This window comes from Terrabacter sp. 2TAF16, assembly GCF_052115065.1.
Lineage (GTDB): Bacteria > Actinomycetota > Actinomycetes > Actinomycetales > Dermatophilaceae > Terrabacter.
In genome coordinates, this window is sequence record NZ_JBFRFZ010000003.1 from 148,407 (window position 1) to 165,495 (window position 17,089).

Annotated in this window: 17 protein-coding genes; 10 read left to right on the plus strand and 7 right to left on the minus strand. The window is 73.4% G+C overall.

The features are described from left to right. Positions 1–29: 29 nt before the first annotated feature. Both AB4Z14_RS04550 and AB4Z14_RS04555 read right to left on the minus strand, forming a co-directional pair. Positions 30–401, minus strand: a complete 372-nt coding sequence (locus AB4Z14_RS04550; protein WP_442274154.1) for a VOC family protein — start codon at positions 399–401, stop codon at positions 30–32. Beyond that, on the minus strand, positions 398–991 hold the full coding sequence (locus AB4Z14_RS04555) for a helix-turn-helix domain-containing protein (protein ID WP_442274155.1): 594 nt from the start codon (positions 989–991) through the stop codon (positions 398–400). The genes AB4Z14_RS04550 and AB4Z14_RS04555 overlap by 4 nt, the downstream gene beginning before the upstream one ends. Before the next feature lie 61 nt (positions 992–1,052). Between AB4Z14_RS04555 and AB4Z14_RS04560 the strand changes: the two genes are divergently transcribed. Next, a complete protein-coding gene (locus AB4Z14_RS04560) occupies positions 1,053–1,628 on the plus strand; it encodes a dienelactone hydrolase family protein (protein ID WP_442274156.1) in 576 nt (191 codons plus the stop codon). A gap of 4 nt (positions 1,629–1,632) precedes the next feature. Here AB4Z14_RS04560 and cobF read toward each other — a convergent pair whose 3' ends face one another. Continuing rightward, positions 1,633–3,009: a precorrin-6A synthase (deacetylating) gene (gene cobF / locus AB4Z14_RS04565; RefSeq protein ID WP_442274157.1), complete on the minus strand. Its 1,377-nt coding sequence runs from the start codon at positions 3,007–3,009 to the stop codon at positions 1,633–1,635. Beyond that, positions 3,006–4,523, minus strand: coding sequence for a cobyric acid synthase (locus AB4Z14_RS04570; RefSeq protein ID WP_442274158.1), 1,518 nt, complete (start codon positions 4,521–4,523; stop codon positions 3,006–3,008). The genes cobF and AB4Z14_RS04570 overlap by 4 nt, the downstream gene beginning before the upstream one ends. Positions 4,524–4,579: 56 nt before the next feature. On the opposite strand from AB4Z14_RS04570, the gene AB4Z14_RS04575 reads away from it, so the two are divergent. Further along, positions 4,580–5,086, plus strand: coding sequence for a nitroreductase family deazaflavin-dependent oxidoreductase (locus AB4Z14_RS04575; protein ID WP_442274159.1), 507 nt, complete (start codon positions 4,580–4,582; stop codon positions 5,084–5,086). A gap of 39 nt (positions 5,087–5,125) precedes the next feature. On the opposite strand, the gene AB4Z14_RS04580 is transcribed toward AB4Z14_RS04575, so the two are convergent. Further along, positions 5,126–5,836 (minus strand): PadR family transcriptional regulator, encoded by a 711-nt coding sequence (locus AB4Z14_RS04580; RefSeq protein ID WP_442274160.1) that lies wholly within the window; start codon positions 5,834–5,836, stop codon positions 5,126–5,128. 395 nt (positions 5,837–6,231) lie between these two features. Between AB4Z14_RS04580 and AB4Z14_RS04585 the strand changes: the two genes are divergently transcribed. From AB4Z14_RS04585 to AB4Z14_RS04600, 4 genes are read left to right on the plus strand one after another with little or no spacing between them, the layout of a single operon-like run. Continuing rightward, positions 6,232–6,666 carry an ATP-binding protein gene (locus tag AB4Z14_RS04585; protein WP_056774825.1) on the plus strand — a complete coding sequence of 145 codons (435 nt, stop codon included), beginning with the start codon at positions 6,232–6,234 and terminating at the stop codon, positions 6,664–6,666. A gap of 19 nt (positions 6,667–6,685) precedes the next feature. Next, the gene (locus AB4Z14_RS04590; protein WP_442274161.1) at positions 6,686–8,140 is read left to right on the plus strand and encodes an LLM class flavin-dependent oxidoreductase; all 1,455 of its coding nucleotides are present in this window, start codon (positions 6,686–6,688) and stop codon (positions 8,138–8,140) included. Between the two features lie 28 nt (positions 8,141–8,168). After that, positions 8,169–9,056 carry a DUF5926 family protein gene (locus AB4Z14_RS04595; RefSeq protein ID WP_442274162.1) on the plus strand — a complete coding sequence of 296 codons (888 nt, stop codon included), beginning with the start codon at positions 8,169–8,171 and terminating at the stop codon, positions 9,054–9,056. Between the two features lie 14 nt (positions 9,057–9,070). Continuing rightward, a complete protein-coding gene (locus tag AB4Z14_RS04600; RefSeq protein WP_442274163.1) occupies positions 9,071–9,802 on the plus strand; it encodes a glycosyltransferase family 2 protein in 732 nt (243 codons plus the stop codon). Positions 9,803–9,949: 147 nt separating this feature from the next. Here the strand turns inward: AB4Z14_RS04600 and AB4Z14_RS04605 are convergent, their stop codons facing one another. Continuing rightward, the gene (locus tag AB4Z14_RS04605) at positions 9,950–12,142 is read right to left on the minus strand and encodes a hypothetical protein (protein ID WP_442274164.1); all 2,193 of its coding nucleotides are present in this window, start codon (positions 12,140–12,142) and stop codon (positions 9,950–9,952) included. A 97-nt stretch (positions 12,143–12,239) separates the two neighbouring features. On the opposite strand from AB4Z14_RS04605, the gene AB4Z14_RS04610 reads away from it, so the two are divergent. Together AB4Z14_RS04610 and pheA are read left to right on the plus strand one after the other, a co-directional pair. Then, a complete protein-coding gene (locus AB4Z14_RS04610; RefSeq protein WP_442274165.1) occupies positions 12,240–12,740 on the plus strand; it encodes a DUF4446 family protein in 501 nt (166 codons plus the stop codon). Next, a complete protein-coding gene (gene pheA, locus AB4Z14_RS04615) occupies positions 12,737–13,684 on the plus strand; it encodes a prephenate dehydratase (RefSeq protein WP_442274166.1) in 948 nt (315 codons plus the stop codon). Before AB4Z14_RS04610 ends, pheA begins: the two co-directional genes overlap by 4 nt. Positions 13,685–13,718: 34 nt before the next feature. On the opposite strand, the gene AB4Z14_RS04620 is transcribed toward pheA, so the two are convergent. Further along, a complete protein-coding gene (locus AB4Z14_RS04620) occupies positions 13,719–14,495 on the minus strand; it encodes a peptidoglycan-binding domain-containing protein (RefSeq protein WP_442274167.1) in 777 nt (258 codons plus the stop codon). A gap of 440 nt (positions 14,496–14,935) precedes the next feature. On the opposite strand from AB4Z14_RS04620, the gene AB4Z14_RS04625 reads away from it, so the two are divergent. After that, the gene (locus AB4Z14_RS04625) at positions 14,936–16,510 is read left to right on the plus strand and encodes a S8/S53 family peptidase (protein ID WP_442274168.1); all 1,575 of its coding nucleotides are present in this window, start codon (positions 14,936–14,938) and stop codon (positions 16,508–16,510) included. Next, on the plus strand, positions 16,507–17,088 hold the full coding sequence (locus AB4Z14_RS04630) for an RNA polymerase sigma factor (protein ID WP_056774801.1): 582 nt from the start codon (positions 16,507–16,509) through the stop codon (positions 17,086–17,088). Before AB4Z14_RS04625 ends, AB4Z14_RS04630 begins: the two co-directional genes overlap by 4 nt. Position 17,089: the final 1 nt, after the last annotated feature.

Consider the following 17,089-nt stretch of genomic DNA (forward strand, 5'->3'; position numbering starts at 1 on the left):
TCGGGACGTGGCCGCATCTGGACGTTTTGTCAGGGAGCGAAGGGCGTCAGGCAGAAGGGATGGCCGGCCGGATCGAGCAGCACGCGCCAGCGGGCGTCGGGCTGCGGGTCCGCGAGGCGCGCGCCCAGTCCGCGGGCGCGCTCGGTCTGGGCGTCGAGGTCGTCGGCGTCGACCGTGACGTCGAGGTGCACGATCGAGTGGTCGGGCCACGTCGGCTCGCGATGGTCCTCGACCCCCTGCGCCACGAGGACCAGGCCGCCCACGTCGACAGCCGACGCGTGGTCGTGCGACCAGAGCACCGTGCCGTCGAAGAGCTCCGCGTAGAAGGTCGCGAGCGCGGCGTGGTCGGCGCAGTCGAGCGAGACGGCGCTGACGCGAAGGGGGGCTGGGTCGGCGTTCATGGTGCCTGCTCGTCGGCGGGCTCGGCCTCGGGTAGGACGGGCTGGTCGGTGGGGTAGAGGCCGACGGCGAGGCCGTAGACGGTGTCGCCCGAGCGCGGCAGGGCGGTGAACTCGCGCACGAGCCCCTCGACGCGGCGCCAGAACTCCGACGCGCTCTCCCTGGGAATCCGGACGTGCCGGAGCGTCGAGTAGAGCGTGTCGTCCTCGTGGGCCGGGACCGACTCGGCCGCGGCGACCGAGAGCCCGTTGACGCACACGGGGACCGTCGGGTCCCCGGGGTGGCGGGAGACGCCGATGGTGATGGTTCGGCCGGTGCGGCCGTAGAAGCGCTCGTCGATGGCGCGCACCCGGCGGGTCCGGACGACCCGCAGCATGCCGGCGTCGACGAGCACGCCGACGTGGTGGGCGACGGTGCTCCTGGGCCGGCCGACGGCGGCGGCCAGCTCGGCCACGGTGGCCGCCCGCTCGAGCACGAGGTCGAGGAGGGACGAGCGGAGCGGGTCGGCGATGGCCCGCAGCTGGGCAGGCGTCGTCAGCTCCACCGCGTCGGGGAGCTCGTAGTCGGGAAGCTGCGGGCTATTGATCGACATTGTTGGATCAGTCTAGATTGTTGGATCAACAGCAGGGAAACCATCGAGCACAGGAGCAAGCATGGCCGACGTCCTCCTCCTCCACCACGCCCAGGGCCAGACCCAGGGCTTCCTCGCCTTCGCCGACGCCCTGCGCGCCGCGGGCCACACCGTCCACACGCCGGACCTCTACGGCGGGGAGAGCTTCGCCACCCTGGACGAGGGGATGGCCAAGGCCCGCTCGATCGGCTTCGGCACCCTCCAGGAGCAGGGGGTCGCCGCGGCCGACGGTCTCCCCGACGACCTCGTCTATGCCGGTTTCTCGCTCGGCGTCATGGCGGCGCAGCGGCTCGCCCAGACCCGACCGGGCGCCCGCGGCGCCGTCCTGCTCGACTCGGCCATCCCGCTCGGCGAGTTCGCCCCCGACTGGCCCGCGGGCGTCCCCGTGCAGATCCACGGCGGCGAGGCCGACGAGTTCTTCATGGACGAGGGTGACGTCGACGCGGCTCGCGCCGTCGTCGCCGCCGCCGAGGACGGGGAGCTCTTCACGTATGCCGGGTGTGGGCACCTCTTCGCCGATGCGAGCACGACGGCCTACGACCCCGAGGCCGCAGCGCTCGTGCAGCAGCGCGTCCTCGACTTCCTCGCCCGGGTCTGAGGGTTCAGGCCGGGGTCTCTGGACTCAGGGCCTCGCGGGTCAGGGAGTAGTAGATCTCGTCGGAGCGGGTGCCGTCCGGGTTGGGCAGACGGCCGCTGAGCCGGCCCTCGGCCCGGAAGCCCGCCTTGGCGGCCACCCGGCCCGAGGCCTCGTTGCCCACCTTGTGGCCGAGCTCGAGCCGGGCGAGTCCTGTCTCCTCGAGCGCCCACCGCGACACGAGTCGCAGGGCCCGGGTCGTGACGCCGCGCCCCCGGAAGGCCGGGAGCACGCCGTAGCCGATGAGCCCGGTGCCGGGCGGTCCCATCCGCAGGACGCCGATGACGCCCGCACTCTCACCGGAGGCGGCGTCGACGACGACGAATCGCGCCGCCCGCCCGCGGCGCCACTCGAGCGTGGCCGAGGCCGCCCGGCGGTGCGCCTCGTCGTCGGTCAGCCGCTGACCCGCGAAGTCCCAGCGCAGCGACTCCTCGTTGTTGTGCTCGTCCCGCACCGTCTCCCAGTCGGTAGCGGTCATCGGCCGCAGCGTGACGACTCCGTCGGTCAGCGGTTCCGTCTGCGGGAAGGGGCTCGGGCGGGGGCCGGTCGGCGCGTCCGCCTGCGGCCGGAGCAGGTAGGTGTCCATGACCCAGCCGTGGCGCTCGCGCGCCTCGGCGCGCAGGCGCCGCACCTCGCTGACGACGTCGGCGAGACGTCCGTGCACGAGCAGCTCGTCGGGCGTGCCGAGGTAGGCGCCCCACCAGAGCTGGAGGTCGGGGAACGCGCCGGCGAGCTCGGCGCACGCGAGGTGCCCGTCGAGCATGACGACGACGTCACCGAGCGAGGGGTCGTACTCGTCAAGGAGCCGCCGACCGGTCGTGATGTGGATCGGCGCGCCGATCCGGTTGAGCGGGATGCGGTGCCGCGCGGCGAGCAGCTGCGGCGCGCTGATCCCGGCAATGACGTCGTGCTCGACGGTGAAACCCGTTGCGGCGTAGCGCTCGACGAGCGCGTCGACGACCCGGATCGTCGAGTCGTAGAAGGCCGGGTCGCCCCACACGAGGAAGCCGACGGTGGTCTCGCCGTCGTCGAGCCCGTCGATGACGTCGGCGTACGCGTCCACGCGGGCCGCGTGCCAGTCGCGCACCCCGCGGTCGTATGCCGTCTCGTCGCGTTCGGCGTCCGGCCCCCGTCGCGGGTCGGTGACCTCCACGACGCGGTAGGCGTGCTCGGCGGGGATGAGGGCGTCGCACACGGCCTGCCGGGCGGCGACGAGGTCGGATTTCGCCTCGCCCTTGTCGGCGACGAGGTAGACGTCGACGGTGGCCAGGGCGCGGGCCGCCTCGCCGGTCACGTGGCCCGGGTCGCCCATGCCGATCCCGATGACACGGATGCGCTCGATCATGGCGTGGCTCCCACCCGGGTGAAGGAGAGGAGTGCGTCGATGTCGACGTGCGCCTCGAGGGCGTCGGCGAGGGTGTCGAGCATCCGCTCGCGCCGCGCCGCGAAGCCCGGGGCGTCGGCGTGCGGCCGCCACTGCGACCCCGCCGCGAGGGCGACCTGTGCGAGCCAGGCTCGACGGAAGTCGTCGCTCTCGAAGGCGCCGTGCCACATCGTGCCCCACACCTGGCCGACGCTCCAGCCGTCGAGGAAGCCTTGCGCTGCAGGCGATTCCACGGCCGCAGGGTGACCGTCGGTCAGCCGTCGCGCGATGCCGTGGTGGATCTCGTAGGCGGTGTCCACGGCGTGCTGGCCCCACGACCCCTCGGGCCGCGCGAGCACCTTCGACTCGCCGAACTCGACCCGCACGGGCAGGTGCCCGAGGCCGGGCACGACTCCGACGCGGCCCTCGACGTCGTCCTCGATCTCGTGCCCGAGCATCTGGTAGCCGCCGCACACGCCGAGCACCGGACGTCCGGCCGCGACGCGGCGGTCGACGACCTCGGCGAGTCCCCGTTCGCGCAGCCACTCGAGATCGCTTGCCGTCGAACGGGACCCGGGCAGGAGGAGCAGGTCCGCGGCCTCGGCGACGGCCGGGTCGATCGTCACGAGGACGTCGACGCCGGGCTCGGCGGCGAGGGCGTCGACGTCGGTGGCGTTCGAGATGCGGGGGAGCCTGAGGACCGCCACCTTGAGCCGGTCGCGAGAGGTCGCGGACAGGGCGGTCGAGGCCCGCCAGTGACCCACCTCGAGGGTGTCCTCGCTGTCGAGCCACACGTCGAGCAGCCACGGGATGACGCCGTGGAACGGCACGCCGGTGCGGTCCGTGATGGCGTCCAGCCCCGGCTCGAGCACCGACACGTCGCCGCGGAACTTGTTGATGACGAAGGACTTGAGCAGTGCCCGGTCGTCCTCGTCGAGGAGCGCCCACGTGCCGTAGAGCGAGGCGAGGATGCCGCCGCGGTCGATGTCACCGACGACGAGGACCGGCAGGCCGAACTCGCGGGCCAGTCCCATGTTGACGTAGTCGCCCGAGCGGAGGTTGATCTCGGCGGGGGAGCCGGCGCCCTCGCACACGACGAGCTCGTACGCGTCCGCGAGCTCGCGGTAGGCCGCGAACGCGGCGTCGGCCAGGTGAGCGCGCCCGGCGGCATACTGGCCCGCCTCGAGCGTCCCGGCCGGTTCGCCCCGCACGACGATGAACGACCGGCGGTCGGTGCCCGGCTTGAGCAGCACGGGGTTCATCGCCGTGGTCGGCTCGACGCGGGCGGCGACGGCCTGGAGCCACTGCGCCCGGCCGATCTCGCCGCCGTCGAGGCAGACCATCGAGTTGTTCGACATGTTCTGCGCCTTGAACGGGGCGACCCGCACGCCACGGCGCACGAGCGCGCGGCACAGTCCCGCGACGATGACGGACTTGCCGGCGTCGGACGACGTCCCGGCGACGAGGAGGCCGGAGGGAGCGGCGGGCGTGGGCACCTGACCATCCTGCCGGACGACCCCGCAACGCCACCCGACGGTCCTACGCTGCACACATGCAGCTGCGCCCGGTCGACGACGCCAACCCGGTCCAGCGCGCCCTGCGGTCCGTCGTCGCCTCCCGGCCGGGTGCGTGGGTCTCGAAGCGCGCGCTCCACCGGCTCGACCTGCTGGCCCACCGGCTCGCGCCCGGCCGGACCCTGCCGAGCCAGTGGCTCGCCGCCGTCCCCGTCGGGATGCTGACGACGACGGGTGCACGGTCCGGGCAGCCCCGCACCGTGCCGCTCATGCTGGCGCCGCTCGAGGACGGGTGGGGCGTCATCGCCTCCCGCTACGGCTCGGCGACGCCGCCGGCGTGGTACTTCAACCTCCGCGCGCACCCGCAGGCCTCGCTCGAGGTCGACGGCGTCGTGCACCGGGTCAGGGCCGAGCAGGTCCAGGGGCCCGACAAGGAGCGCGTGCGCGAGGCGGCGCTCGAGTACTACCGCGGCTACACGGCCTACGAGGAACGTGCCGGTGGGCGCGACCTCGGCTTCTTCGTGCTGCACCCCGAGCGCGACTGAGCGCGCGCGGGGTACAGGTGGGGCCGGTGGTTGTCCGGCCTACTCCGGGTCGCCGTCGGCGAGCAGGCGGTAGAGCTTGCGTCGGGTCTCCGTGAGGATCTCCGCCGCCTCCGCGCGCTGTTGGGAGGTGCCGGTCGTGACGACCTGCCACATCCCGCCCATGACCTGGCCGACGAGTGGCATGAGGTCGTTGGCACCGCCGGAGGGGCGGGGCGCCTCCTCCTCGGTCGACTCCTCGAAGGGCCGCCAGGTGGCGGCCATCTCCTCGGCGTTCTCCTCGACGTAGGCGCGACCCGCGTCGGTGAGGCGCAGCAGTCGCCGGCCCTCGACGTCGCGGCCCTCGACGAGGCCTTCGTCCTCGAGCTGTTGGACGGTCGGGTAGACCGAGCCGGGGCTCGGCTTCCACGCACCGTTCGTGCGCTCGGAGATCTGCTGGATGAGCTGGTAGCCGTTCATCTCGTCGCCCGCGAGGACGTCGAGGATGGCGGCGCGTACGTCGCCGCGTCGGGCGCGGGGTCCGCGGCGTCCGCCGAACTCAGGGCCGAAGCCGGGTCCGCCGAAGTGGCGGACGAGGTCGGCGACCCATGGGGGCGGGCCGGGGCGGCCACGGCCGCCGGGGCCGGGTCCTCCGGGACCGCCCCAGGGGCCACGACCGGGTCCGAAGCCGGGGCCGTTGCCCTGGCCTCCCCAGCCGCCGCCCCAGTTGCCGTCCCAGCCGGACTCGCGTCGGTGGTGGTGGTGTCCGTGCATGGTGGTTCTCCTTCTACGAACGCGACTCACGAACAGTCGCGATAGGTCGACGATATATCGCGACTGTTCGTGATGCAAGCACCTGTCCAAGACCTCCGCGAGTGGGTAAGGGCGGGGCGGGTGCGAGAGCCCCCCGGTGCGAGTCCGCGGCTTCCGCCGTATCCAGCCCTCTACGACATTCGCTAGATGTCTGGATACGGACGAATCGGCAGGTCAGCGCCACGGGAAAAACTCGCACTTCATTGAGGTACGGCGCAGGTTTCGTTAGCGTTCAACGACGGGGGCATGCGAATCGCCCGTGAGGAGGACTTGACGTGGCGAGCACACAGGGGAGCGGCTCGGCGTCCCACACCGATGTGGACGCCCGACGAGCCAACGCGATCGCGAGGAGATCCATGAGCAACGTCCCGGCCGTTCCGCTGGGCGAGAAGCGCACCGTCCGCATCCAGTGGGCGCCGTCCGCGGCTCCTCGGATCCGCAAGGAGCTCGTCGAGGACCTCCTGGCCCGTGAGGTCTCGCCGCAGGTCATCGACGAGGCCGAGATCGTCGTCAGCGAGCTCGTCGCCAACGCCATCCGCCACGCAAAACCCCTCTCCGACGGTGCGATCCGCATCCACTGGAAGGTCAAGAACAACGTCGTCGAGGTCGAGGTCTCCGACGGCGGCGGTCCGACCGCGCCCCGCCCCGCGCCCCCGACGATGTGGGCCCCGGGCGGCCGCGGTCTGCGCATCGTCCGCTCCCTCGCCCACGAGTGGGGGGTCATCGAGGAGCCCCACGGCCGCACCGTCTGGGCCTCGCTCGGCGGTCCCTCGCGCCGCCGTTCGCACTGAGCCTCGGGCAACCCGCGTCGTGTCCCTTCCCGACCCGGCGCTCGTCGTCCTCGTCGGCGCCTCCGGCTCGGGCAAGTCGACGTGGGCGGCCTCGCGCTACCGCGACGCCGAGGTCGTCTCGTCCGACGCGCTGCGCGCCGTCGTCGGCAGCGGTGAGCACGACCTCGACGCCTCGACCGATGCCTTCGCGCTGCTCGAGCAGGTCGTCGCCGCCCGCCTCGGTCGCCGACTGACGACCGTCGTCGACACGCTCGGCACCGATGCCACCCGGCGCCGCGCGTGGCGGGACGCCGCTCGGGCCGTGGGACTCCCGGCCGTCGCGGTCGTCCTCGACACCCCTGCGGGCGTATGCCGTGCGCGCAACGCGGCCCGCGACCGCCCGGTCCCGGCCCGCGTCCTCACGAGCCAGCTCGCGTCGGTCGCAGCCACGGTCGACGTGCTCGATGCCGAGGGCTGGCAGGTCGTGCGGGTCGCCGTGGACCAGTCGTCCACCGACGGGCCCGCGCTCGGGCCTGCCCGTCCTCCAGCCTCGGCCGGGGCACCGCCGGGCCTGCACGGGGTCGTGCTCCAGCTCTCGCGCTTCCCGGCCGAGGGTGACCTGCTCGTCTGGCTGCGCGACATGGCCGCCGCGGCCGAGGAGGCCGGGCTCGCCGGCCTCGCCCTCATGGACCACCTCATCCAGATCCCTCAGGTCGGCCGCGCGTGGGACCCGATCCCGGAGCCGTGGGTGACCCTCGGCGCCCTCGCCGCCTCGACGACCCGACTCCAGCTCGGCACCCTCGTCACGCCCGTCACCTTCAGGGCCCCGGGCATCACGGCCAAGGCCGTGGCGACGCTGTCCGCGCTGACGGGTGGGAGGGCGTTCGTCGGTGTCGGTGCGGGTTGGTGGGAGCGCGAGCACGCGGCATACGGCCTCGGGTTCCCTTCTGCGCGAGCGCGACTCGACGCGCTGGAACTGGGGATCGAGACGATGAAGGCCCTCTGGGCACCCGGCACCAAACCGTATGCCGGACAGCGGGTCTCGCTGCCCGAGACGACGTCGTACCCCAGGCCGGTCGGCGAGATCCCCGTCATCGTGGGCGGCGGCGGCGATCGGACGCTGCGCATCGCGGCCCGGCTCGGCGACGGCTGCAACGTGCCCTCCGACGAGGTCGGTCTCGCCAAGGTGGTGCGCTACCTCGCGCTCGTGGGGCAGGCCGGTCGGGACCCGGCATCGGTCCACGCGACGGTGCTCGACCTGCCGCTCGTCGGCCGGGACCGCGACGACGTCTGGGGCCGTGTCGAGCGACACCGGGGTCGCACGGCCGCAGCGACCTTCGCTGCGCGGCACCACGCCGGCACGGCGGCGGAGCACGCGACCCGTCTCGCGGGCCTCGCCGACCTCGGGGTCACCACCGCGTTCGTCGCACCGGTCGGGCTCGACGGGCCCGACGACGTGCTGGCCCTCGCCCCGCTCGCGACCGCGTTCGGCTGACCCCGCCCCGGCCACTAGGGTGGCGCGCATGGGTAAGGCATCACGTCGACCGCGCAGCGAGCGCGCAGACCGTTCCGCACGTCCGCTTCCGGCCCCGTTCGTGGCGCGCCCCTTCGAGGGCCTGCCCAACGAGACCGACTGGGTCGCGATGCGCGAGATCGTCCCGGCCGCGACCGCCACGGTGCGCTTCGCGAAGGGCCAGGCGCCTGAGGACGCGCCCGACGAGGTGACGATCGCGACCGTGCTTCCCCTGGCCTGGCCGGGCCTGCACCGCGAGAACGGCGAGGTGCTCGTCGGCATCCAGTCCGGCAACGCGAGCGGCGACACGAGCCGCGACATCGCCCAGGCGATCGCGCTCGCGTCCGTCGCCGAGGCCGGCTCGCCCGTGACGACGCTGCCGGTCTCGATGGCCGACACCCCGCGCCTGCAGGACATCCTCGACACCGAGGCGACCTTCGAGATGGAGCTGCACGAGGGCTTCGACTTCTGGGTCGCCGACGCCGACCTCGACGCCGACGGCAAGGAGTCGCTCGACCGCGCCAACGAGTCGGCCATCCCGACCGTCAAGCTCGACGCCGCACCGTCCGCCTTCTGGTGCCGCATCGGCGAGCGCACCTACGTGCGTTGGGTGCTGCCGTTCGACGAGGACACCGCGACCGGTGCCCTGGCCCGCCTCCACGCCGCCGGCGAGAGCCACCTCGGCGAGGACGGCCGACTGCTCGGCTGCTTCCGCTCGAGCGGACTGCTCATCCCGGTGTGGGAGGTCGACCCCGGTTCAGCCGCCGCCGACTTCGAGGACGCCGTCGCGGCCATGAAGACGAAGATCGACGCCGCGGCCGCCTCGACCGAGCCGCTCACCGCGGCCGAGCGCGGCGCCAAGGCCGGGCTGACCAACCGCCAGGTCACCCTGCGCTGAGGAGACGCGCGACGATGACGACCCCACCGCTGTCCGTCGCCGTCGTCATCCCGGCCAAGGACGAGTCGGCCCGGATCGCCGAGACCATCCGGGGCGTGCGCACGATTCCCGGCGTGTCAGCGGTCGTCGTCGTCGATGACGGGTCGACCGACGGCACCGCCGTGATCGCCGCCCGCGAGGGGGCCGAGGTCGTGCGCCACGTGCGCAACCACGGCAAGGCCGACGCGATGATGAGCGGCCTCGGCCGCGTGTCCGGGCTGCGCCGAGTCGGGCGCCTCGACGCCGGCACCTCGGTCCTCTTCGTCGACGCCGACCTCGAGGCGTCGGCCCAGGCCGTCGGTGCCCTCGTCGGACCGGTCGCCCGCGGCGAGGCCGACCTCACGATCGCCACCCTGCCCGAGCAGAAGGGCAGCGCGGGCGGGCACGGCCTCGTCGTCGGCCTGGCCCGGCGCGGCATCGAGGAGCTCACCGGCTGGGCGCCGAAGCAACCGCTGTCGGGCATGCGCTGCCTCTCGCCGGCGGCGATCGCCGCGGCCACGCCCTTCGCCCGCGGGTGGGGCGTCGAGGTGGGCATGACCGTCGACGTGCTCGACGCCGGCCTGACCATCCTCGAGGTGCCGTGCGACCTCCAGCACCGGGTCACCGGCACCGACTGGCGCGCGCAGGTGCACCGGGCCGGTCAGTACCGCGACGTCGCGCTCGCCCTCGGCGTCCGCCGGCTGCGTCGCCGCCTCGGCCCCGGCTGACGGCCGGCGCCCGCATCCGGTGCCCCACGGGTTGAGGTGATACGTCGCGGTGGAGCGCGGCGGCACCCCGATCGGGCGGGACGTGCCACGGGTCGAGGTGATAGGTCGCGGTCGGACGCGGCGGCATACCTCGAACGAAGGCTGCCCTCAGATGTGGTGGCGGTCGCGGCGCCGGCGCACGGGGGCGTTCCGCGCCTCGATGGACAGGAAGTGCATGACCGCCGACACGACGAGCGGCACGGTGAAGATCGCCGCGACGGGTGGGATCGCGGCGCCCGAGTCGTTGGTGAGGAAGCCGATGACGGCCATGACGATGACCGAGAGCAGGCCGCGTCGCATGAGCGGGGCCTCCTCGAGCAGGCGGCGGAGCGGCTCGGTGCCGAGGATGCCGGGGCGCAGCACGATCATGACGACGACCACCATGAGTGCGACGACGACGAGGAGCAGCACCGGCAGGTGCACGGCGAGGGAGACGTTGGCCCACAGCTTGCGCGACATGACGTCCCAGGCACCGCCGTCGATGACGGTCTGGAGGAAGCGCCCCGGGTGCGAGCGCTCGGACTCCGGCCGGCGCCAGTCGAGGTAGCAGACGAGCCCGACGACGAGGCCCGCGACGAGCAGGACGATCGACACGTTGCGCACCGACGTGCGCCAGCCCATGACGCCCATGAGGAGGAAGCCGAGGGCCGGCACGAGCGCGATCGGCCCACCGAAGTCGGCACCCCAGGCGGGGAGCACGTCGACGGCCAGCGCCACGCCCCCGATGACGACGACCGCGAAGACGGCGAGCCGCGGGGAGTCCCGCCTCACGAGCGCGTGCGCAATGGCGGCGCACAGCAGCAGGACGGCGGCGGCATACAACGCGAAGGCGACGTTGCCCATGCCGTAGAAGCGGCCTCCGACGAGCGGCTGGAGCCCGAAGATCGACGAGATCTGCAGGTGTGAGCCCGTCAGCAGGTCGATGCCGATGACGCCCGCCGTGATGGCCGACATCGCAGCCAGCGGGCCGAGGGCCGAGCTGCTCCACGGGCCCTGGAGGCACGCGAGGGTCAGCACGGAGCTGATCGCGAGGACGAGGACGAGGAGCACCGCCACGAGCACGACGGTGTTCGTCGACCAGCGCCACCACGGGACGAGGTTGGCCAGGAAGGTCGCGGCGGGCATCGCCGCGGAGACGAGGCCGACGAGGCGCACGAGGCGCAGGACGCGCGCCCGCGTGAAACGGCGGTTCCACGGTCGGGCCCGGCGCATCACGAGCCACAGCACGCCCATCGCCAGGGCCGTGCCCACGAGCCAGATGAGCAGGAACGGCGCGACGACGTCGTGCATCGCGTCGGCCTTGGTGTCGATGTCGGTGAGCACCGTCAGCTTGGCCGCGGCCGTCGACTCGCTGTTGTTGGCCGACGGCACGACGCTGAGCGCCCGGCCGCCGATGGCGGCCTGCGGCTCCACACCGCCGCGCTGGAGGATCGTGGCCGTGATGTCCGAGAGCTGCGCGATCCCGACCATGCGCGTCGAGGCCGACGCGAGCAGGCCCGGGGCGTAGTGCGGGCCGCTCGCCGTGAGCAGCCGCAGACGCTCCTGCTGGTCACGGTCGGCCAGGCCGGCGACCACGAGGTCGGCGCCGTTGGGCATGGCGTCCATGACGAGCTCGATCCGGCGCTCGATGCCGTTGATCTGCTCGAGGTGCCGCGTCGGGTTGGGGTCGGTCGAGCTGATGCCGCCGACGTCGACGATGCTGACCGGGCACTGCGCCAGGTCGGACACGAGGGTCGTCGCCTGGAAGGGGGAGTACTTCGCGACCTTGCCGTCCCCCGTCGCGGCGGCGAGGCCGGCGCCCGGGCCGACGGCCTGGATGCACGTCTTGGCGGCCGCGAAGCTGTCGCCGAGCAGGCCGAGCTGTGCCCGGAACTCCGCCTCGCGCGACGCCGCCGCAAGTGCGTCGAAGCCGATGACGCGGTAGCCGGTCGTCGCGTCACCCGCGACGGACGGCAGCGGCGTGCACTGGGGGCGGGACTCCGTCGTGTCCGGCCCGGCCGCCTCGCCGGCCGAGACGGTGGCCCAGCCGTCGGTCGGGCACGTCGTCAGCCGCAGGCTCTTGACCGACACCGACGCGGCCGAGCCGTCACGGAGCAGGCCCCAGAGGATGGGCGTGTCCTCGGCCGAGACGTCGTCCCACGAGAGGCCGCCGAGCCCCACGACGACGAGCGACTCGCCCGGTTTCGGCTGCGAGGTGGGCGGCACGGGGACGGTGGTGCGCTTGACGTACGCGAGCGTGAGCGCAGCCACCATCACCAGGAGCAGGACGACGAGCGTCTTGACGGGGTGGCGGCGGATCACGGGGGACAGACTACAAACCGAGCCTGTCCGTGGAGGGCGAGGTCACGGGCTGGAATCGGAAGGCTACGGGCCACCGGCGCGGCTACCCTTGCCGATCGTGGACGCCCCGACGCTGACGACCCTGGCCATCGCCGCCGTCGTCGTCGCGCTGCTCGCCCTCGCACTCGCCGTCAGGGCCCAGCTGCAGCTCTCCCGGGTCCGGCGCGACTTCGCCGCCCTGGACGACGGCGGCCAGACCGACATCGCGCGCGTGGCCGCCACCCAGAACCACCGCATCGACCGGCTCACGGCCGAGCTGACCCGCCTGCGCGAGCACGTGGCGAGCGCCGAGGACGACGTGCGCCAGAGCCTGCGCAACGTCGCCGTCGTGCGCTACGACGCCTTCGGTGACATGGGCGGGCGGCTGTCCTTCTCGGCCGCGATCGTCGACGACCTCGGGGACGGCATCGTCATCAGCTCGATCCACGCCCGCGGCGAGTCCCGGACCTACGCCAAGGGCATCGTCGGCGGGAAGTCGAGCATCACCCTGACCCCCGAGGAGCAGCAGGCGCTGGCCTCGGCGACCCGCCTGCCCGACCGGACGAAGGACGCGTCGTGACGCCGCCCCGCACCCCAGACCAGCTGCACCGCTTCGGCTACCTCGGGCCGCGTGGCACCTTCACCCAGATGGCGCTCGACGCCTGGGACGCCGCCGAGGGCCGCGACCACCTGCCGTTCGGCTCGGTCGACGCCGCGCTCTCGGCGCTGCGGACGGGCGACATCGACGCCGCGATGGTGCCCATCGAGAACTCCGTCGAGGGCGGCGTCTCCGCGACCCTCGACTCGCTCGCGACGGGCGAGCCGCTCGTCGTCATCGGCGAGGTGCTCGTCCCGATCACGTTCGTCCTCTGCGCCCGGCCGGGTGTGCCGCTCGACACGGTCCGCACGGTCGGCACCCACTCGCACGCCTGGGCCCAGGTGCGCGGCTGGATGGGGCAGCACCTTCCCGAGGCGGAGTACGTCCCGACCCTGTCGACGGCCGCGAGCGCCGCCGCGCTCGGGCAGCCGGGCGACGTCATGTTCGACGCCGGCGTCTGCGCGCCCGCCGCGGCCCGCAACGAGGGGCTCGAGATCCTCGCCGAGGACATCGGCGACAACGCGTCGGCCGTGACGCGCTTCGTCCTCGTCGCGCGACCCGGCACGCTGCCCGAGCCGACCGGCGCCGACAAGACGACGGTCGTGCTCTTCCAGCGCGACGACCACGCGGGTGGCCTGCTCGAGCTGCTCGAGCAGTTCGCCGTCCGCGGCGTCAACATGACCCGCCTCGAGTCGCGGCCCACGGGCGAGGCCATGGGGTCCTACTGCTTCTCCATCGACTTCGAGGGCCACCTCCTCGACGCGCGCGTCGGCGAGACCCTCATGGGCCTGCGGCGGGTGTGTGCCGAGGTGCGGTTTCTCGGGTCCTACCCGCGGGCCGACGGGGGTCGCCCTGACGCACGGCCCGGCACGTCCGACGACGACTTCGATCGCGCGAGGACCTGGCTCGACGACCTGCGCGCCTGACCGGCCCTCCTCGGGCGGTCCGGCCGACTCGGCCTCAGCCGATCGTCGCGCCCATCCTGAGCAGGAAGAGCGTCTCGTCGCCGACGACGCCGTCGTCCCCGATGCGGTTGGCCTGCTGGAAGCGCTTGACGACCTTCTTCGTCTCCGAGCCGAAGTCCCCGTCGACGGTGATCGTGCCGCCCGCGGCCCGCAGCGCCCGCTGGAGCGTCACGACGTCGGGGCCTTTCGAGCCGACCTTGAGCGTGCCGTCACCGAGGGCGCGCGAGATGAGCAGCACCCACATGCCGGCGTCGATGCGGCCCGGCTTGGGCGCCGGCCCCTCGAAGGTCGACTCGACCTTCGTCACGGCCGCGCGGGTCTGGGCGCCGTAGACGCCGTCGACCGCGACCGGGCCGTAGTCGGCGTCGTTGAGGAAGCACTGGAGCGACCGCACCGCGGTTGCCTTCGCGCCGGGCTCGAGCACGGGGTATGCCGGCAGCGTGCGCTCGCACGCCCCCGCGACGCTCCCCGGGTCGGTCGGCGTCGGAGCCGGTGTCGTCGGCGTCGGAGCCGGTGTCGCGCTGAGCGTGGCCGACGGGCGCGGGGTGGGCTTCGTCGGGGTGAGCGGGTCGGCCGTCACCGTCGGGATCGGCTCGGTGGGGCCGGGCTGGACGGTGCCCGTCGCCGTGGCCGTGACCGTGGGCGACTCGACGGCTGACGTCGTCTGCGGTGTCGTGCCGCTGCACGCCGTCAACGTCAGGCCGAGCACGACCACCGCTGCAGCAGAGGCGATCCCGCCCCGTCGATCGTGACTGTTCCGAACGCCTGCCATGCCCTGCACCCTGACTCCCCTGAGCTCACGTCGCGCGGTACCGACGTCCGCGCACGTTCGAGAAGTATGCGCCGCAGGGAGTGAGCGCGCGAGCGCGACGCGCGGCGACGGCATACGCGGGCCCTGCCCGTCCGAGGTGCGCCCTGCGCGCGAGGGCAGGGGAGGGGGCGCCGGTGCTGCCAGGCCCGGCGCCCCACGGACGGGACCGCCCCCTGGAAGTCCCGAACCCCTGTGCAGGTCACCGGGCCTGCTGCCCCTCCGCAGCGCCCCGTTGCAGCCCGGTGACCGTTCCCCCTGACCACCCAGAGTCGTCCCGTCCGGGCTTGATACGTCTCCGGACGAAAAAGTTCGGAAGGCCCGATGTATCAGGAAAACGCGTACGCACACTCAGTCGGGTGTAAGGGTCTTTCCAACACCATCCGCCCCTCAGGAGGTTGTCGATGTCAGAGTCGGGTCCCGACGCCCCACAGGGAGCGACCGGCGAGAACGCGGCCGGCGGCTCCCGCCGCCCCGAACGTCCGCCCGTCCGCGCCCTCGACCCGGCCACGGCGATGCGCCTGACCGACGGTCGCCCGCCGCTTCCCGCCCTCTACCTCTCCGACCGCCTCCTCGTGCGGACTCCGTCGGGTGGGGGCAGGCCGCGAGGACTCGAGGACCTGCGCACGGCGCTGGGCAAGCTCGAGCTCGACTTCACCGTGACGCCTCGGCCCGAGGGTGGGCCGCGCGATCTCGACCAGCCCTCCTGGGGCACGAGCATCACGCTCCGGCCGACCCGCTCGATCGACCCTGTCGACGCGTGGAGCGTGCTCCAGCGGCTGCGCCAGTCCGGCGAGCCGATCGCCGAGCAGCTGAGCCTCGAGCACGTCCTGCGCCCGGCAGACGGCTACTGGGGCGGCGTCGGCGGCTACTGGGGCGGCGTCGGGGGCTACTGGGGTGGCGTGGGCGGCTACTGGGGTGGCGTCGGGGGCTACTGGGGTGGCGTCGGCGGGTCCGCGCTGCAGGAGTACTCCGTGCCCGGGCGGGGCGGCCGTATGCCGGTGGCCCTGGCCCTGCCCGACCCGCGGCTGCGGGCACGTCCCGTCGACCGCAACCCCGTCGTCGTCGTGCCCGACACGGCGGTCGCGGCGCACCCCTGGTTCAAGGACGGCGAGGGGGTCGTGCGGCTCGAGCTCAAGGACGGCCGGCTCGTGCCGGTGAAGACGCCGAAGCCGGTCGACCCACCGATCGCCGTGCCGGCCCCGAGCGAGCCCGTCGGGCTGCTCCAGGGGCACGCCACGTTCATCGCCGGCCTCGTGCGCCAGGGCTGCCCGGAGGCGACGATCCTCTCCATCCCTGTCATGGGTGACGACGGCGTCGTCGACGAGAGCGTCATGCTCGATGTCCTCCAGGCGTTGCTCGACCGGCACGTCCACGGGCAGGAGCACGACGACGCGTCCGAGGTGGTCGACGTCCTCTCGCTCTCCCTCGGCTACTACGCCGAGGACCGCAGCTACACGTCCGGGCCGGTCGCCGACCTGCTCGACCGCTTCGGCGAGCACGGCGTCCTCGTCGTGGCCGGTGTCGGCAACGACGGCACGAACGCGCCCTTCGTCCCGGCGGCGCTCGCGGCGGCGCCCCCGCAGCGCGTCACCGCGAAGTCGGTCCCGCCGCTGGCCAGCGTCGGCGCGACGAACCCCGACGGGGTGACCGTCGCGCTCTTCTCCAACAACCTCACGGTCGTCAGCGCCGTGCGGTCCGGCGTCTCCGTCGTCAGCACCTTGCCGCTCACCAACGGCATGGGACAGCCGTCGTCGCAGGTCTCGGCCGACGGCACGGTGCGCTGCACGGTCGACCCCGACGACTACACCGGTGGCTTCGGTGTCTGGAGCGGCACGTCCTTCTCCACCCCGGTCTTCGCGGCAGAGCTCGCGGCGGCCCTCATCGACGAGGGCGGCCTGGCCGACGTCTCGTCCCCCGTCATGCGCAAGCGCGCCATCCGTGCGCTGCGCACCTGCATCGGAAGGGCGCGATCATGACGCCGACCCCCACCGCCCCCGACGGCCTCGGGACCCTCGCGGGCAAGGCGTTCGCCGCCTACCGCGCGGGCGAGCGCGAGCGGCTCTCCGAGCTCGTCGACCTCGTGACCCCCGTGCTGTGGAACGCCGCACGGTCCCAGGGCGGTGCGCCGGCGACGTGCGAGGACGCCATCCAGACGGCGTTCCTCCAGCTCGTCGACCGGGCCGACTCGATCAACGAGCCGGCTGCGGTGCTCGGCTGGCTCGTCGTCGTCGTCAAGCGCGAGGTGTGGCGGCTCGCCCGCGGGGCCCGGCGCGAGTTCGGTGTCGAGGAGGTGCCGGAGGCCCCGGCGCAGCAGCTCGACCCCGAGGCGCAGACCATCCTCTCGGAGCGCCAGCGCGTGCTGTGGAAGCACGTCTCGACCCTCTCCCCGCGGTGCCAGGAGCTGCTCCGGGTCATCGCGTTCGCCGACCGCCCCGACTACGCCGCCATCGCGGAGTCGCTGGGGATGCCGGTCGGCAGCATCGGCCCGACCCGTGGCCGCTGCCTCCAGAAGCTGAGGACGACCCTCGGCACCGACCCCGGATGGGCGGTCTGAC

Excerpts from the sequence above, each read along its gene's own strand:
- AB4Z14_RS04585 (WP_056774825.1), top strand. The coding sequence starts at position 6,232 with ATGAGCAACGTCCCGGCCGTTCCGCTGGGCGAGAAGCGCACCGTCCGC.
- AB4Z14_RS04575 (WP_442274159.1), top strand. The coding sequence starts at position 4,580 with ATGCAGCTGCGCCCGGTCGACGACGCCAACCCGGTCCAGCGCGCCCTG.
- AB4Z14_RS04620 (WP_442274167.1), bottom strand. The coding sequence starts at position 14,495 with ATGGCAGGCGTTCGGAACAGTCACGATCGACGGGGCGGGATCGCCTCT.
- AB4Z14_RS04595 (WP_442274162.1), top strand. The coding sequence starts at position 8,169 with ATGGGTAAGGCATCACGTCGACCGCGCAGCGAGCGCGCAGACCGTTCC.
- AB4Z14_RS04560 (WP_442274156.1), top strand. The coding sequence starts at position 1,053 with ATGGCCGACGTCCTCCTCCTCCACCACGCCCAGGGCCAGACCCAGGGC.
- cobF (WP_442274157.1), bottom strand. The coding sequence starts at position 3,009 with ATGATCGAGCGCATCCGTGTCATCGGGATCGGCATGGGCGACCCGGGC.
- AB4Z14_RS04630 (WP_056774801.1), top strand. The coding sequence starts at position 16,507 with ATGACGCCGACCCCCACCGCCCCCGACGGCCTCGGGACCCTCGCGGGC.
- AB4Z14_RS04625 (WP_442274168.1), top strand. The coding sequence starts at position 14,936 with ATGTCAGAGTCGGGTCCCGACGCCCCACAGGGAGCGACCGGCGAGAAC.
- AB4Z14_RS04550 (WP_442274154.1), bottom strand. The coding sequence starts at position 401 with ATGAACGCCGACCCAGCCCCCCTTCGCGTCAGCGCCGTCTCGCTCGAC.
- AB4Z14_RS04555 (WP_442274155.1), bottom strand. The coding sequence starts at position 991 with ATGTCGATCAATAGCCCGCAGCTTCCCGACTACGAGCTCCCCGACGCG.
- AB4Z14_RS04600 (WP_442274163.1), top strand. The coding sequence starts at position 9,071 with ATGACGACCCCACCGCTGTCCGTCGCCGTCGTCATCCCGGCCAAGGAC.
- AB4Z14_RS04580 (WP_442274160.1), bottom strand. The coding sequence starts at position 5,836 with ATGCACGGACACCACCACCACCGACGCGAGTCCGGCTGGGACGGCAAC.